Genomic DNA, 16,869 nt, shown 5'->3' with positions numbered 1-16,869 from the left:
ATCATTGAACCATCAGCACAAACTCCGTACTGCTGTTATTCACCGGCGTTCCATCCTGTCTCGCCAGATCCGTATTGATCCGGTAGGTTCCCGATGTTACCGGCTCTTTTGTCTCCGATATCACAAAGGAAGCCTCTGCCTGCCCCTGTGGTTTGATCAGCCCCATCACAGCCGGAATGATCATATCCTTTGCAGACTGTACTTTTATCCACTGACCGTTTTCAAGCTTTTCAATGGAAAACTGATAGCTGAACGTTGCGTTCACGTCCGATCCGTTATAAAACTTCACATGTACACTGATCGCACTTCCGGATGCTGTCGCACTTGTTGCGTACACGCCGACTGCCCCCGGAGTCACAACATTTGTTACATCCTTTTTCTCTTCAGTCTTTGCCTTCTTGACCACAACGCGGCACTTGAACTTCTTCGCACCGACCTTCGCGGTGATCACGGTTTTTCCGGCTTTCTTCGCCTGAAGAACGATGGTCTGTTTCTTCTTCCCGGTTGTCTTTTTGATGACGGCAATCTTCTTATTGCTGCTTTTCCAGACAACCTTCTGTGCCGGATTCTTCACCTTTAACGTGGCTGTCGCCGTGGACTTCTTCCCCAGTGTCAGCGTGAGCTTCTTTTTACTGAGTGACATCCCTGCCTTTTTCGCCTGCACAGATACCGTTTGCAAACCGCCCGGCAATATTAACGCCACCAGCAGACACGCCGTGAGCATCAATGCAGTAATCTTTCTGCATTGGAATCTGTTTCGCATAAAAAATACCTCCTTGTCTTTTGTTTCGTGCGCTTTAAGAAGCATTCCCATCCTACCTGCGTAAACTACTCCTATTATTTCTATGGTAACACAAAACATTTCCTGTGCCCGATCGATGTTGTGAATTGATATCTGAAATGTTGTGAATTACCCCTGACTTTCCCGATCCGCACTATGATAGATCGGCAGCATCACATGCACGGTAAATTGATCGGTCGTATGTTCCACCATAAACTGTCCCTGCAGCTTCTCCACCGACCGCTTCATACTTTCCATACCATAGCCGTGTTTTGATGTGTCCCATTTATGGGTCAGCAATCTTCCGTTACGAATCTTAAGTTTTCCCTGATAAGAATTGCTGAGAAGTAAATTTAACACCTGCTTATCATAGCTTAAACTAAGTCTGATCCACGCATCCGTACACCCCTGCGCCGCCTCCAGTGCATTGTCAAGAAGATTGCCTAAAATGCCGGCAAGATCAAATTCATTCAACTGCAGTCCTCTCGGGATCCTGGCATCGACACTGCATGTAATTCCCAGCTTTTGTGCCTGTGAAAATTTATAATTTACAAAACCGTCCATCTCGGGATTGCCCGTCTGCATCCAGATGTGTTCCGATTCCACATTATCCAGCACTTGCTGCAGATATTTGATCACCTTTTCATTTTCGCCCTGTCTTGCCAGCTCCCGCAATGCAAGGCAGTGATTTTTCGTGTCATGCCGCATCCGGCGCACTGCCTCCTCCTGCTCCCTCAGGATGGTCAGCTCATTTTTGTAGACCTGATTTTTCATATCGAGCATATCACTTTTCTTCGCCTTCTGATACTGCTGCGTCAGCATATCATAGCTCCATATGATCAAAATAACGAGCGCCAGGATAACCACGCTGGTGATCGTCACAAAAAACGGTTTTCTTGCAAATATTTCCTGATAGATTACGACCTCCAGATACACGCAGCCCGCCATGATCAGAAACAAAATCCCCAATTGATAAAAATGAAATTCGCGCTTTTTCCGTCCTCCCACTTTGACGATCGTTTCAAAAAGAAACAGCTCGATCAGACGTGACAGATATACCGTAAAAATATTGGCATACTGCATATTCTCAGAGGCTGCATACATCGGAGCCTCTCCCATTACAACCATCGCCACCGTCTCGCTGCAGGCGAGCAGCCCACACACAAGAAACACATAAAAGATCCTTGCTGTCAGCTTTCCGTCATACAGCATCGTCAGCGCAAACAACACGATCATACTGGAAACCATCGTCAGCAAAGGAAGATTCCAAAACAGATACACCGCCCCGGTCACAAGACCATAGACGGGATAGCAAAGCACCTCCCAGACATGCTTTACCCTGCATTCCCCGGACAGACCGCGAATCAGCCGGTATATACAATAGCTGTCGCACAGCTCCGACAGGAAAAATAATATTACATAGATCATAGATCCTCCCTCATATACTCTGCAATCTGCACCCCCACTTCCTTTCTGCGCGACGCAACGATCGAAAGAACATCTCCCGTCGGAAGTACGATCTCATTTCCTCTGTATTCCTCAATCGACTGATAATTCACAAGTTCGGAACGACTGATCTGTACAAACCTACCGGTCGCCGTCTCCTTCTTGATCTCTGACATTTTCCCGTAAAATTCGATCACTCTTCCATCCGTTGTGTGAAGCAGGATCTTGCGGTTATCAACCCGGAAATACATAATGCGGTTCCACGCGATCCGGTTTTGATTGCCCTGTATCTGATAGCGGAACATTCCCTGTCCCTTTTCGGACAGACGGCAGTACAGCTCCCATATTTCCTTTAATCGTGCTTCCGTCACCGGCTTGATCAGAAAATCCATCGGTCTTACAGCGAAAAGATCCATGGCGTAGCTTTCCTGCGAGGAAATATAAACGATCCTGCAGTCCTCATCGCCCAATATATTGCGGATCGCACGACCAACCGCAATGCCGTCCATGCGATCCATTTCAATATCCAGAAAGAGCAGATCAAAACGGTAACCCTGTTTGAGATAATTCCATAAAGTATCTCCGTCAAAAAACAGTTCCGTCTGTAAAACCGTCTGCTCTTTTCTTCCTAATTCCAGTAACATTTCCTCCAGATGATGACAAAGAATCTGATCATCATCGCAAATTGCTATTTTCATTTGTAATAACCTCGTAACATCGATTGTTATCTTTCTGCCCTTTGCCTTATTATAACGCAACGACCGTGCATTTGGTATATTTTCGGTATTTTGCGACCACTTTTTTCGGAACATGTACCGTAACATTCTTACCGCAGCTCCACTCCTTCATCGATGCCGTGTGGAATTTATCACTGTGTATGTAAATATCTATTTTATCTTTTCCGTCGTCAAACAGGCACAGCCCCGAATATCCCCACGGCTCCGGTCCCCATATAAGCTTTTTGCGTGACATGATATGCAGCTCTTTCAGGGATCTTGTCGATCCGAAGCAGCCCGCCGGAATGACAGGGTCTGTCTCTTTTCCGACAATGATCTTCTCTACATTGCTGCCCCAGAAGGTTTCCTCGCTCAGCTCTTTTACGTTGACTAACTTAACTGTTTTTGCCTTGCTTTTTTCAAATGCATGTGACATGATCTTTTTAATTTTATTACCGTGGATCGTGACTGTTTTGGAGCCTTTTCCTGCATCTAACAGACATTTTTTATAGATAACCATTCCATTTTTCCGAACACGCTTATCCCACCACCAAGGCAGATCCTTCAATGCATCAACGCAATCCAGATTGGAAAAGTCATCAAATTTTATGCTTTTTAAATTCTCACAATAGCCGAAGGCACCGTCCTCCATTGACTTCATCCCCTTCGGAATAACGATTTCCTTCAATGAGGTACATCCCTTCAGGTCTATATCATCCAGATAATCTGTATCATCTGCCATCTCATAATATTCCAGATTTTTGCAGCCTGATACACGGCAGAATAGAATATCTTCCTCCTGCGACCGCGTGGAGTAATCGCGCCAGCCACTGTACGCCGCCTGCATCCGGAGGCTTTTGATCTCGTAATGGTCAATAAAGCTGTTGCAGTCAATTACCGGAGCACCGTCAATTTCTCTCGGCACCACAATATCCGTATACTTTGCATTGCCATTCCCGTCAAATTCCTGCTCAAACGCAAACAGCTCATAAACAGGATCGGATTCCTCATATCCATATTCCTTTGGATTTCTCCACGTTTCTCCCGCTGTTGTCTTATGATAACAAAGACCATCCTGTTTCAAAGAGATTTTCTCCCTCTGAAGAGGAGACAGCGTTACTTTCGGTCCCGGTTCCTCTGCCTGCACCTTCGGTGCACTAAGCCAGTCTTCCTGCTTACCCTCTCCGTTTCCGATTCCGCCACCTGCTGCCATTGCGACAGCGGCAGCAATTACCACTACCCATAATACATTTTTCTTTTTCATAGTTTCATCCCCTTCAATACATTATCCTGTGCGGTTTACATCTTCCCAACAATTCCAATACCGTATCCGTAATACCCATCCGGACGGTTCGCCCATTTCACCAGCAGAACCGGCTTGTTGTTCTGATCCCATCCGTAGAATTCATATCCAATGATCATTTCCACATGATAAATTCCCTTGTATCTGCCATTGGATGCGCCGGTCTTAAACATCAGATCGCCTGCCTTGAACTTGAGCGTCTGTGCATTTTTCTGGCTAAATCCTCCCTTCAAAAGCTTGTTTCTGTTTGCAAGATACTGTGCCTCCCCGGCTGCTGTCGGTGCATACCCGGTGACGCCAAAACGATATCCGTATTTTGCGTAAGCTCTCCAGACAAGAGAACTACAGTCGTAATATCCCTTCAACATGCGCTTCGGCTGGCTGTACTGGCTTGTGGACGCCATCTTCTGCGCACGGCGGATAACCTTTTTCTTGGTGGCCGTTGTCACAGACACCACGCAGCCCACACGGACATTGCCAACCTTCGCCGTAATGATCGTGTTGCCGGTCTTCTTCGCACGTACCTTACCATTCTTTGATACACTTGCCACCTTCGGACGGCTGGACTTCCAGACAACGCTTCCCTGATATCCCTTCACCCGGAGCTGCTTCGTCTGATGACCGGCCAGCAAAGCGGATCCGGCAGACATTTCCAGCACGGATACCTTCAACTGGATCTTATATTCTTTCCCATAAAGCTTGAGCGTCAATGTCGTGCTCCCGGCATCGCTGCAGGTGATCACAATCTTACCGTTCGTGATCTCTGTCGAAACATACATTTTCTTATTGGAAGAGATCACTTCGTAGATCAGATTCTCATTCCTGTCGCTGTCAAAAATCTGGCTGTCACCGCCCTGAATGGCGATCTGTGCACTGTTGGTGCTGTTATAGCTGTTTTTCACAATGTATATCTGCACCGCCTGCTTCGCAAGTGTTACCTTGGACATGTCCGGATATACGGACACCGTATAAGTACAGTAAAACATCGTATTGCCATCCCGGTCGATACCGGTTACGGTCATTACCGTCTCCCCAACCTTCATGGCATGATAGCCGCCGTTTGCGGTCACCTGAAGCACACTGCTGTCATTACTGCTGTAATGTAACTCCACCAGATCCTCCAGCGGATACGATGCAAAGCTTACGCGGTCAATATCAAATTCACCGGTTGTACCAACCGTTAATACCACATTCTGAAACTCATTTTTCAGAGAAATATCTGCCTTTGGCTTTGCTGTTACCGCAGGTCTTTTCGTCGGAGTCGGCACCGGTGTCGGTGTCGTGATCCCTCCTCCTGTTGCTGTCGCCGACGGAGTAGCAGATGTATCACTGTCCCAAAAACCGGACTCACTGTATGTTCCTTCTCCTGCAGCCGAAGCTGTGTTTATCTGCCCCATCGGTTCCAATACCATGCAAATGCAGATTGCTGTCAAAATATACCATGCTGTCCATTTTTTGTTTTTCATTTGATTTCCTTTCCCATCCCCTACAAGTCTCAAACTGCAGGTTTTTTCTTAAAAATGCCATATATAAATTTATCAAACTTGTACCATATCTTTCTGTCAGAATTATGGCAATGTTAAAAATTGTCAAAATCCCGGAATATCACACCCGGATGAAATCCCGTTTGCGGACGGAATAAATGATCTTTTCCCGGACCGCATGCCCCGTCACACGCTCCAGCGCCTCCGCATAATACTCCAGCTGGATCCGGTATTTGTCTGCCAGCTCCCGGAGATCGTTTCTGACATGATCGGTCTTATAATCCACAAGCACGATCTCGTCATCCTCCCAGAACCACGCATCAATAATTCCCTGCACCAGCACCATATCGCCGTGAGTGACCTCCGGATACAGCTTATCGGCATCAAAGCCCATCATAAACTGCTGCTCTCTCTGAAGCTTTCCCGCCAGTGCAGCCGCCCGCATCCGTCTGCCAATGCCAGTACGCAGAAACGCAATGAAATCATCTGCCCGGATCACGGCAAGCTCCTGCGGCGTCAGATATCCCTTTGACGCAAATGATTGCAGCCAGCGTTCCAGCACTGATGCATCCGAGTGCTCATCGAGCAGTTCATAAGGAAAATGCTCAAACACCAGATGGTAAACGGTACCTCTCTGTGCGCCGGAAAGCTGCTCCTTTTCGGCGAGAAACCGTGGTCTCGGAATATCGCTTATTTCATTAGTTTCTTCAGTATTCTCTCCGGTCTGCGGCAAATCACGCTTCTTCGCTTCCCCGGTCTGCGTCAGATCTGCCTTCTCCTCAGCTCCGCTCTGTGCCGGTTCAGACTCTTCGCCCTCTCCGGTCTGCGTCAGATCAGGCATCCTGATTCCTTCAGCCGCCCCGACTTCCGGAAGCTCGCTGTCCACCCAGACGACCTCCTCCATCTGCCGCGCCTGCAGCTCGAGACGCTTCAACTCGGTCACGGAAATCTTGACCGGTACATTCTGCTCCGCTTCATACGGATACACATACGCTTCCTCCGCACAGATCTCGTCCCGGATCTCCTCGTCATAGCACACACTGCTTTCCCAATGCTTCAGATCCTCATAGCTTAAGATATCCTCCGCCATCTCTTCCGCCGCCTGTGTGGTCAGCCGCGAGCTGTCCCATGTCTCGATCGCAAAATAAGGCTGCGCCGACACATCCGTGATCAGCGGCATCAGCATTGCAAGAAAGCTTTTCGCCCCGATCAGATCGACAAGACCATATTCCGGCGGCTGTGCCTGCCACTTCGCCATATCCTTTTCCAGATCCTTGGAGGTTCCCGTTATGATCAGAAGCTCCTTAGCTCTTGTCAGTGCCACATAAAGCACACGGATCTCCTCCGCCATGCTTCCCGCCACGCTCCGGTCTGCCAGATAATTTTTCAGGATCGTCTTCATTTTATAGCGATCCTCCAGATTGATATAATCAATTCCCATGCCGTAATCGTTGTCCTTCACGACACCTCTGGCATCGACCTGATTGAACTGACGTGCCGTTCCCGCAAGGAACACCACCGGAAACTCAAGCCCCTTACTCTTGTGGATACTCATAATGCGTACCGCATTCATTCCCTCATTCGTCAGGGACGCTTCACCGAAATCAATCTCGGATTTCTTCATGCTCTCAATGTAACGCACAAAAGAAAATATGCCGTGATTACCTTTACCCGCATATTCCAGCGCGCGCTGCAAAAGCAGATCCAGATTTGCCGCACGCTTCTCCCCGGCAGGCATCGCCGCCATAATATTGTAATAGCCCGTTTCCCGGTAAATCTGCTGCAACAGATCATACACCGGAAGCACTCCGGCTCTCTCTCGGTACTTTGTGACCATGTCCCAAAAATCGGACACCTTCTTTTTCGTTGCATCCGACAGAGAATCCCGCATCAACGCATCATAATAATTGATCCCCTCCTTATCCACGCCGATCTCAGCAAGTTCATTGTCCGTAAAACCGCCCAGCACCGAACGAAGCACTGCTGCCAGTGGAATGTCCTGTCTCGGATTATCAAGAACCCGCAGGAAATCAAGGATCAGCTCCACCTCCATCGAGCTGAAATATCCGGTCTTCGTTTCACAGTACGCCGGAATTCCCATGCTCGACAGCACCTCAATATATTTGTCCGATACTCTGGACGGACTCCGCAACAGAATGACAATATCCCGGTAGCGCACCGGACGGTAGCCGTCATCGTCAAAAACATAAAGCGGATCCCCGCCCTGCACCATCTGACGGATCTTCTCACCGATGACCGAGATCTCCATCGAATCCCGGTCCAGAAAGCTTTTATTCTCTTGGATCAGAAGCACCTCGCTCTTCCCCGCCGTTCTGTGTTCATTCTCTGGAAATGCCGCACCCGGCACAAGGCTTGCCGCCTCATCGTAAACGATGCCCCCCAGACATTTCTGCATCACCTTATCAAACAGGAAATTCGCCGAAGCAAGCACCATTTCCCTGCTTCGGAAGTTCTGGTGAAGATCGATCCTCTGTCCCATTTCCGGGTCACACCCGTAAGCCTCGTATTTGCTGTTAAACAGCTCCGGTCTCGCCTGACGGAACCGGTAAATACTCTGCTTCACATCACCCACCATAAACAGATACGGACGCATGCCCTGATCTGCTCGGCTGATGCTGGACAGAAGTGCCTCCTGAATATAACTGCTGTCCTGATACTCGTCGATCATGATTTCCTGATAATACTCCTGCAGCTCCTTCGCAACCTCGCTCGGCGCATCATCATGCTCATGATCCACAAGGATCTCCAGCGCAAAATGCTCCATATCATCAAAGTCAAGAACACCCTCATCTCTTTTCCGTGCCGCAAATGCCTGTGTAAACCGTCTTGTCGTCTGCACCAGACCTCTCATGGCAGGTGCCATATGATGAAGCTGCTCCCACAGCTCTTCTAAGGTCTGTCCGAAATATTTATCCCGAAGCTGCATAATTCCGTTATCCATATAGGATTTGCGCATACCCTGGATATTCTCCCGAAGCTCCTTGTTCGCCTTGCTGGATGCCAGACGTGCCTTATTCAGATAATTGCACAGCTTATCCGCATAGCCCTCAAAGGTCGTTTCCTGCGCACACATCTCGAGCTGTTCAATATCAGATTGAATCGCACTGCTGTACTCGAATGGTCCCTCTGTCTCACACACTCTGAGCGTCCGGCACGCCTGTGCCAGATAGCCCCGGATCATATCTCCGGCAAACTGTTCCATTTCATGAAGCCACGGTGCTTCCCGTAAACTGTCCACATTTTCGTACAGATACAATCCCTCTGCCTGATCCAGCCAGTCGGACGGCCACGGCGCACTCTGCGCCATATCGTACATACTCAGAACAAGCGCCTCGACCGCGCTGTCATCACGTCCGGTCGAAAGCATGTCTGCCATCGCAATATAATCAATATTTTCCTGCTCCTCCGGTGCATTTGCAGCCCGCTCATAGCACTCCTCCAGAACGTCCTCAAGCACCTCCTGTTTCATGATCTTGATCTCGGTATCATCCGCCACACGGAACACCGGATCCAGATCGATCACATGAAAATAATTGCGGATAATATTCTGACAAAAGCTGTCGATCGTTGTGATCTGTGCATTGTGCAGCAGGGAAAGCTGGCGCTGAAGCCGCTTGTCCCCCGGACGGTCGGTAAGCGCATTTTCCATGGCTCTGCCTACTCTCTGCCGCATCTCTGCTGCCGCCGCCTTTGTAAATGTCACAACCAGAAGCCGGTCAATATCGATCGGATGCTCGTCCTGTGTAACCTCCTGTATGATCCTTTCCACGAGAACGGCTGTCTTTCCGGAGCCTGCTGCCGCAGACACGAGAATATTGCTGTCCCTTAAGTCGATGACCTTCTGCTGGTCTTTGGTCCATTTCATCTCTCCCATATTCCCGAACTCCTCCTATTCCTTCTCCGGATACCGGCTGCGCAGATTCGTGTACACCTCATCGTCAGTCAGCTCCTTTAGATTTCTGTATTCCTGTCCCAGCCGCGGATCAAACCGGCACACCGCATGATACGGACAATAATCGCAGGAGGTCGAATCGTCCTCCTTCCGGTAAGGCCGGATGCCGATCCCGCCGCCCATGATGTCCTCGCTCATTCCCTCAAGGGTATCTCTCGTATACTGCATGAGCAGATCAAATTCATCCTCGGTCGCAAGATATTTCTTGGAAACCTTCGCGATATCTCCGTCTTTTTTCGTCGATATTGGTACAACACCGGAGTGAACTCCTGCCGCCAGACCGCTTCCGCTCTCCGGGCGCAGTCTGTGATCCACCGCATGCAAAACCTCATCGGCTTCGTTGATCAGCCCCTTCATCCGGAAGGATTTCATAATCTCTGCCTCTCTGTTTTCTTCGGTGGTATAACCGTCCAACATCGGATCCTTCGGATGGAAATAAAAGATTCCCGCCGGCACGATCTCCTTCTTCAGACTTCTGCGTCTGCCGGTTGCCTCATCGACCGCCGCCTGCAGATAAATAACAAGCTGCATTTGAAGTCCGTAATAAAAATCCGACAGAGAGATTTCCTTCTCACCGGTCTTATAATCCACAATGGAAATGTAGTCGGTGTCCTCCGTTGAAAGCCGGTCGATGCGGTCCACACTTCCCCGAAGCACAAGCGGTCCGTGAACCTGCTCAAAACGAAGCTCACTTCCGATTGTCTCAAACTCACCATCCCCCATCTGATTGGAAATGGTCTTGATCGTACGATTAAGCACACGCTTCATAGTCTGCATCATATGACGCTCCGGAAGGTATCCTGAAGCAGACCGTTCTTGTACTGATCCGTCACCTCCGTGAAATATTCCTCCGCCTTCTCCTGACGCTCCTCCTCGCTGATATCCTGCCATTTACGGTGGTTTTTGATCATATCCTTTGTGTAAAGCTCCAGCGATTCATGAATGATATTTCCGATGTCATAAAATGCAACCGCCCGTTCCTCACGCTCCTTCAGGCAAAGCCATATTGCAGAAAATAACGGTATGCGCACGATGCATACAACTCAAAACGCGATGCACTCCCCCGGAGCATATCCTGATACAGCATGTCCGCTGCTGCCTTGGTAAGTGCCGCCTGCGCCGGCTGATAGAAGGCTGCCTCCAATATTTTCTGCAATGCCTCTTCGTGCTTTTCTTTATAATAGCTGAATATCTGCTGCCATTTTTTATCCTGAAAGGACCGGTTCCGCAAGCCACGGATCAGATAGCCAAGTCCTGTATCCTGTCCCAAAATATGGACAGCATCCTTTCTGCGCTCCTCCACGCAAACGGTAAGCTCCGGGTACAGTTTCTGCATGCGGTCGATCAGATAGGCCGGCTTTTGCTCTTTGCCATCGTTGCCGGACTCGCACAGACACAGATAGAGATGCTCCTCCGGCTTGGTAAGTGTCAGGTACAGATAAAACTGCTCGGTATATATTTTCTCCCGGTCGGTCGGTGCCAGCGTAAAATCCTCCTGTGCAAGAAAGCTTCTCTCAGAAGAAGAAAGCACTCCGCCGCTCCCGGTTGCTGACGGAATATTGGCATCGGTTGCCCCAAGAAAGAAAAGGTGTTTGATGTGATTTAATCTTGTTCGTGTCAGATCACCCACAACGATCTGATCCACTCCCGGCGGGATCATGCCGACACGTGCCTCACTAAAGCCGGTATCCAGAAGCTCCCGAAATTCCTTCAGCCCCGTCTCCTCTGTGCCAAGTAACTCCACCAGTCGATCAAGCACATCCAATACAATACCGTAGATCTGCTCATATTCCTTCGCCGATTCGGAGTCTCCCTCTGCACGGAACTTTTCAACATCCGCCTCCAGCTTATGATAGAAATCCTCCTGTTCCATAAATCGGACAAGTGCCGCCGCATATTCTTCCACAGTGTGCTTTCCGGTGCGGGTGCTTCCATTGATCTCCTCAAACGCTGTCCATACCCTGCTGCGGATATCGTTGATCGACTCATTGAGCTTTGCCGCCTTACTCTCTTCGCGAATCCGGAACACACCTGCCGCCTCCCATTCCTGCGACCATCGGCGCGATCCACGGATACCGGATGCCAGCAGATAATTATCTAACAGATCCGTCTCTTCTCTGGTAAGCGGCGAATATTTTCCACGCAGATAGCGCATCACGGTATCGTACCGGAAATCGTACTGCATCATATCAAACAGCGCATCGAGCATGCTGACAAACGGATTCGCCAGAATGCTTTTCTTCTGATCAATAAAGCATGGGATCCCAGCCTGCGCAAACACATCCTTTGCGAGCGTTCCGTAAATCTCCATATCACCGGCAACAACACCGATATCCCGGTATCGGTAACCCTGCCTGCGCAGTTTCTTCACGCATTCTGCGACAAAGGCGATCTCCTGCTGCGGCTGTGCAAGCACATGGATGCTGACGTCACGGGTTCCTGCCTGTGACTGTGGATCCGCTATAGTGCTTTCACCGGCTGCTATATCGCAGGTTTCTGCCTGTGACTGTGATCCCGCCGCGGTGCTATGCCCGGCTGCAATATCACCGGATTCCGGCTGCCCGCCCGCACGGTCACTCCGTTCACCTGTCTTATACGGCTTCACCGGGAACCGGAACAGCTGCTTCTCCAGATGGTCAAGCTCCGCCGATTTCCGGAATCTCGTCTTGCCGGTATCTTCCCCGACCCGTATGATCTCCGGCTCCGCAAGCCCGTTTTCCTCGATCATTTTCATGAAATGCACGGTCGTTTTTCTACTAAGATAGAATAATTCATGCTTCTCCCCTGTGCGGAATACGCTCTGCTTCTCGTCCATGATCACCGTCAGATACATGTCGCTGCACACCTTCATCAGCTCCCGGATCAGCCGGTACTGCACCGGGGTAAATCCCGTAAATCCATCAAGCAGATTACGCAGTCCTTTAGCAGTTTCGACTGCGGCACTACGCCACTGAGTACTGTCAGCACCTCCTCCGAGGTAATATAATGATCCTCCAGATAATCGCGAAAGCCGCGGTACGCCGTCTTCATATCCTCCAGTTTCTTCTTCAGTGCTGCCTTAGAGCCTGCCGCCCGGATCATATCGTCAAGTCCTTCCTCCTCAATCCCGTACTGCATCATCTCCGATAGAAAGGATTTAATCTGCGCAACATATCCCTTTTTGTGGACATTCTTCCCAAAGTAGGGTAACTCCTTTTCCTTCGCCAGAAGGACCTTGTGAAGGATCATCGTCTTTCCCATATCATCGAGCACCGGCAGACTTGCCGTTCCGGTTTCCCCAAAGATACGGTACGCCAGACGCACAAAGCTCTGTACCTCAATATTCATGATCCCGCGGTTGCTGCTGATCTGCACGATCTCGCGCTGCACCTGCATGGTCGCCTGCTCCGGCACCAGCATAATAAAAGTTTTGTCCTTCTCCTCCTGCGCCCTCGCCGCCACAATATGATTCAGATAATAAGATTTCCCTCGCCCGGAACCCCCTAATATAAAATGAACTGCCATCTCTTTCCTCCATTCCCACCGCTGACACCTGCGGCACAGATAGCCTTGCCAAACTGCATGCAATATTTTCACATCATTTCTACAATTCTGATAATTCATTCACATATAGTTTACCATAATCACACACTGAGGTTCTATCTTTTTTCTAATTGAATATACTGTAATAACCGGAAATTTATCTATTGGGAGGTTTTCCTATGTCGCGTACCAGAATTGTTATTTTTCAGTTGAAGGAGATCATTTACACTGCTATTTTTGTAGGTCTGGGCATTCTTCTGCTCATACTGCTTTTTTTCATGTTCTGGCCCGGCAAAGGAAAAGAGTCCGCCGGCACGACCACAACACCCTCTTCTGTATCGGGACAGTCGGCTGATACCGGCTCTGCCAAATACATAGCAGGTGTTTACACAAGCAAACTTACACTCGGCGATGCCAAGATCAATCTTAAGGTTTCGCTTGATCAGGACCGCGTCAAATCCGTCGAAGTTGTCAACCTTAAGGAATCCGTGGAAACGATGTATCCGCTGATCAAGCCTGCTGTCAAGGAAATCTCTGACCAGCTCGCGCAGAATGTTGCACCGGATCAGGTTGTTTTGTCCGATGATTCGCCATACACCTCTCAGCTGATCCTTGACACGGTATGTCAGGTAATGAATGAGGCCGCCGCAGAATAAAATCAAATAAAAAACGACAGATTATCCCTGAGACCTGTTAAAGTGTTCCCGGTCAACGATCGGAAATACCACTTTGGGATAAGCTGTCGTTTTATTATATCATATATCTGCGCACGCTTTCTGCGCATGACGGAGTTTCGAAGAAACTCCTAATATGAGTCCTTTGGGACTCATTATATCGTGAATTCGCAACGCAAGGGAGCTTGTTCACTTGCGCAGAATTCATGAACGACAAAATCTTAAAGCGCAAAGCGCGACAGATGCGTAGCATCTGGATTTTGGAATTGTTATATCGGATTAAGTAATGCCGGATACGGAAATTGCTCTGTAACAAAGCAATCTGCAGCATCCATGAAATCCGGAAGCCGTGTCAAACTCCACAGCATTGCATTCCCTACTGCTTACTGCGCACACCGGATGCCGCGGCATCCTCCTCTCCGTTCTGGAAAAGTATATAGCGGTATGGCGTCAGTGCCTTGATCAGGATCGTTCCGAGGATACAGCAGGTTACAACCTCGCCAATACCTACGGTCAATGCCTGAAACGGAATGGATACATCCAGACCATGCACAACAAATTTAATGCCGTACGCATATCGAAGAACGAAAGGGATGATCGCCATATTTGCAATCACCGGCGGTAACGTTACAAGGAAGGAATGCTTGCGAAGTGCATAACTTCCCAGTGCACCAACCAATGTAGCCAGGCTGCCGAATACCACATCCGGAAGCATCGCTCCTGTAATCAGATTACTGAGCAGACATCCGATAAACAGCCCAGGCACTGCCGCCGGTGTGAAAAACGGAAGTACGGTAAGCGCCTCAGATATACGGATCTGGATCGTTCCTGATGCAAGATTAAATGTGTTGATAAATACGGTGAGTACAACGTAGATTGCAGCAATCATTGCTGCCTGCGTGATAAAATAGAGTTTCTTTCTGTTCATTGCTAAATCTCCTTTAGTTTTGTTTTACGAGTGGAAGGTCTCGAACACTCGGCTTTCTATCGATCGCTGTCCCCTATCCTATCACGTTTGTCCGTGCAATGCAAGTCCTCTTTCATTTTCCTGTAAAAGGCAGTCTCAACGTTTCGTCTTTTCTACTGCGTTATTTGTATTTCCCATAAAAATACAGCCCCGGGAATTTCCCGGAGCTGTATCCGCTATACATAATCGTTCAAGATCGTGTTCTGATTAGTTCTTAAGCTGATCCTCCAAAGACTTACGTGTAGCAGCCTCTTTCTGAGACCACTTCAGACACTTGTCATAACCATATCCTGCAGTGTCCTTCTTCATCTTTGCAACAGCCTTATCGAACTGAGCATCGTTCTTAGCATAAAGAGCGTTCCAAGACTCGTTCTTGATCGTATCTGTTACCTGTTTCCAAACAGTCTTTAACTCGTCAGACTTAGCACTTGCTGAGTAATCGGTTCCTGGAGATACAGTATATTTACCCTTCTCCATGTAATCGTTGATACCCTCACAGCCTGTCTTCTTCTTCCAGTCTTCCTGGATATCATACTTAGATGACTCCTGAGTAGAAGCCCAGTTATCAGCATTGTATGTCTCACCATCTGTCTCAGGGTTCTCAGCATCAATGTTCCATGTAGATACAGCCATCTGAAGCTGACCATCCTGGAATGTACCCTCATGATCTGTCATCTTTGTCTTCAGGTCTTTTCTACAAGCCTCACCAAGCTCTGTCAGATGTGTCTTCTTATCGTCGCCATAGTACCAGCACTCATCCTTAGGACCATATGCGTACTCAAGACGTCCGGTTGGAGTACAGAAGTAATTCAGTACCTCAAGAGCAAGCTCTGGATACTCACAGTTAGCACCGATAGATGTTACATAACCTGTACCAAGTGTGCTCATACCATAAACGATAGGAGATGCCTCTGAAGGTTTCATACAGTACATGTACTCACCCTTCTTCATATGCTTATCTGTGTTGAATGCGAGAGATCCGGAATAGTTGAAGATAGAGAACAGTACACCACCGTTGATTACCTTCTCGGACATCTGCTCATATGTCTGTGTCATTGAGTCAGGATCTACAAGACCGTTACGATACAGCTGATTGTACCACTTGAGCATCTCAAGATATGGTCCGTTCTCCTCTAATGCATCATGATACTTACCTGTGGTTGGATCATAGAGACCAATACCCAGCTCATCGTATCCATAGTATGCAGTAGCTGTTGCCTTAACGTACATAACCATTGCATCATCCCAGTCCGGCCACAGAGAAACAGCGTATGTCTTTCCGCCTGCATCATCCTTAGGATCCATCTTCTGCATCTTCTTAAGAAGATCAGCCATATCGCTCATGTTCTTAACCTTTGGATATCCCATCTTCTTGTAGAGATCCCAACGAGTATCCCATGTATAGAAGAATGACTGATGATCCTTACTAGATGTAGCAACCTCGCCGCCCCATCCGTAAAGCTTGTCATTTCCATCACCAAGGATTGTTGCTGAAAGTCTCTTGTTCTTTGCGAGCGCATCCTGCATATTGTCATATACATATGGTGCGTTCTCTTTGAGGATATCATCCTCCTCCAGATCATAGAGCAGTCCGGCCTTGAGAGCTGCTGCGTAGTTATCGTCTGTGTGACCCCAGATAATGATATCTCCAAGATCCTTATCAGACATTCTTGTCTGGAATGTACCACTCTCGTCAGGTACGATGTTAAGCTTTACATTGAACTTATCCTTGATAAGATCTGCTGCCCATCCTTTCTGTAATCCTGATGAGTTTGCTACCTGACTGTATACAGTCAGGGTAATTGGCTCGTTGCTGTTGCTGCCGAACTTACAACCTGTGGCTGCAACTGTTGTTCCTGCTACCATGCTAGTCGCAAGGAGCATGGAAAGCATTCTCTTTCCCAGTCCTTTTTTCATGTTATCCATCCTTTCTTATTGTTGTTAACACCTACCCGATTATACTATGTCAGTCGCACAGCTGCAATAGCCCTGTGCGAAATACA

General features: G+C 48.5%; 11 protein-coding genes and 1 pseudogene. 1 reads left to right on the top strand and 11 read right to left on the bottom strand.

Annotated features, from left to right (window positions below; genetic code table 11):
- Position 1 precedes the first annotated feature (1 nt).
- From DXA20_RS05290 to DXA20_RS05250, 9 genes and pseudogenes are all read right to left on the bottom strand, one after another.
- On the bottom strand, positions 2–763 hold the full coding sequence (locus DXA20_RS05290; protein ID WP_147403700.1) for an immunoglobulin-like domain-containing protein: 762 nt from the start codon (positions 761–763) through the stop codon (positions 2–4).
- Between the two features lie 147 nt (positions 764–910).
- Positions 911–2,209, bottom strand: a complete 1,299-nt coding sequence (locus tag DXA20_RS05285; RefSeq protein ID WP_118559565.1) for a sensor histidine kinase — start codon at positions 2,207–2,209, stop codon at positions 911–913.
- Entirely contained in the window at positions 2,206–2,925 is a 720-nt protein-coding gene (locus tag DXA20_RS05280) for a LytR/AlgR family response regulator transcription factor (protein WP_022305597.1), read from the bottom strand. The genes DXA20_RS05285 and DXA20_RS05280 overlap by 4 nt, the downstream gene beginning before the upstream one ends.
- A 49-nt stretch (positions 2,926–2,974) precedes the next feature.
- Complete coding sequence (locus DXA20_RS05275; protein WP_118559563.1) at positions 2,975–4,207, bottom strand: leucine-rich repeat protein; 1,233 nt, start codon at positions 4,205–4,207, stop codon at positions 2,975–2,977.
- 35 nt (positions 4,208–4,242) lie between these two features.
- Positions 4,243–5,712, bottom strand: coding sequence for an Ig-like domain-containing protein (locus DXA20_RS05270; RefSeq protein ID WP_118559562.1), 1,470 nt, complete (start codon positions 5,710–5,712; stop codon positions 4,243–4,245).
- Between the two features lie 139 nt (positions 5,713–5,851).
- Positions 5,852–9,625: a helicase-exonuclease AddAB subunit AddA gene (addA, locus tag DXA20_RS05265; protein WP_118559561.1), complete on the bottom strand. Its 3,774-nt coding sequence runs from the start codon at positions 9,623–9,625 to the stop codon at positions 5,852–5,854.
- A 15-nt stretch (positions 9,626–9,640) separates the two neighbouring features.
- A complete protein-coding gene (locus tag DXA20_RS05260; RefSeq protein ID WP_158577147.1) occupies positions 9,641–10,483 on the bottom strand; it encodes a PD-(D/E)XK nuclease family protein in 843 nt (280 codons plus the stop codon).
- A complete protein-coding gene (locus tag DXA20_RS17120; protein ID WP_158577146.1) occupies positions 10,480–10,734 on the bottom strand; it encodes a PD-(D/E)XK nuclease family protein in 255 nt (84 codons plus the stop codon). Before DXA20_RS17120 ends, DXA20_RS05260 begins: the two co-directional genes overlap by 4 nt.
- A pseudogene (locus DXA20_RS05250) lies at positions 10,695–13,207 on the bottom strand (PD-(D/E)XK nuclease family protein). Before DXA20_RS05250 ends, DXA20_RS17120 begins: the two are co-directional and overlap by 40 nt.
- 197 nt (positions 13,208–13,404) lie before the next feature.
- Here DXA20_RS05250 and DXA20_RS05240 point away from each other — a divergent pair.
- Positions 13,405–13,881: a hypothetical protein gene (locus tag DXA20_RS05240; protein WP_022305602.1), complete on the top strand. Its 477-nt coding sequence runs from the start codon at positions 13,405–13,407 to the stop codon at positions 13,879–13,881.
- Between the two features lie 394 nt (positions 13,882–14,275).
- On the opposite strand, the gene DXA20_RS05235 is transcribed toward DXA20_RS05240, so the two are convergent.
- Positions 14,276–14,827 (bottom strand): QueT transporter family protein, encoded by a 552-nt coding sequence (locus DXA20_RS05235; protein WP_118559556.1) that lies wholly within the window; start codon positions 14,825–14,827, stop codon positions 14,276–14,278.
- A gap of 246 nt (positions 14,828–15,073) precedes the next feature.
- Positions 15,074–16,783: a carbohydrate ABC transporter substrate-binding protein gene (locus DXA20_RS05230; RefSeq protein WP_022305604.1), complete on the bottom strand. Its 1,710-nt coding sequence runs from the start codon at positions 16,781–16,783 to the stop codon at positions 15,074–15,076.
- Positions 16,784–16,869 lie beyond the last annotated feature (86 nt).

The sequence above is a fragment of the Roseburia sp. AM59-24XD genome (assembly GCF_003478445.1).
Taxonomy (GTDB): domain Bacteria; phylum Bacillota; class Clostridia; order Lachnospirales; family Lachnospiraceae; genus Jutongia.
This window is presented reverse-complemented; position numbering and strand designations above follow the sequence as displayed.

Coding starts and splice junctions, on each gene's coding strand:
- DXA20_RS05290 (WP_147403700.1), bottom strand. CDS start 763: ATGCGAAACAGATTCCAATGCAGAAAGATTACTGCATTGATGCTCACG.
- DXA20_RS05285 (WP_118559565.1), bottom strand. CDS start 2,209: ATGATCTATGTAATATTATTTTTCCTGTCGGAGCTGTGCGACAGCTAT.
- DXA20_RS05280 (WP_022305597.1), bottom strand. CDS start 2,925: ATGAAAATAGCAATTTGCGATGATGATCAGATTCTTTGTCATCATCTG.
- DXA20_RS05275 (WP_118559563.1), bottom strand. CDS start 4,207: ATGAAAAAGAAAAATGTATTATGGGTAGTGGTAATTGCTGCCGCTGTC.
- DXA20_RS05270 (WP_118559562.1), bottom strand. CDS start 5,712: ATGAAAAACAAAAAATGGACAGCATGGTATATTTTGACAGCAATCTGC.
- addA (WP_118559561.1), bottom strand. CDS start 9,625: ATGGGAGAGATGAAATGGACCAAAGACCAGCAGAAGGTCATCGACTTA.
- DXA20_RS05260 (WP_158577147.1), bottom strand. CDS start 10,483: ATGATGCAGACTATGAAGCGTGTGCTTAATCGTACGATCAAGACCATT.
- DXA20_RS05240 (WP_022305602.1), top strand. CDS start 13,405: ATGTCGCGTACCAGAATTGTTATTTTTCAGTTGAAGGAGATCATTTAC.
- DXA20_RS05235 (WP_118559556.1), bottom strand. CDS start 14,827: ATGAACAGAAAGAAACTCTATTTTATCACGCAGGCAGCAATGATTGCT.
- DXA20_RS05230 (WP_022305604.1), bottom strand. CDS start 16,783: ATGAAAAAAGGACTGGGAAAGAGAATGCTTTCCATGCTCCTTGCGACT.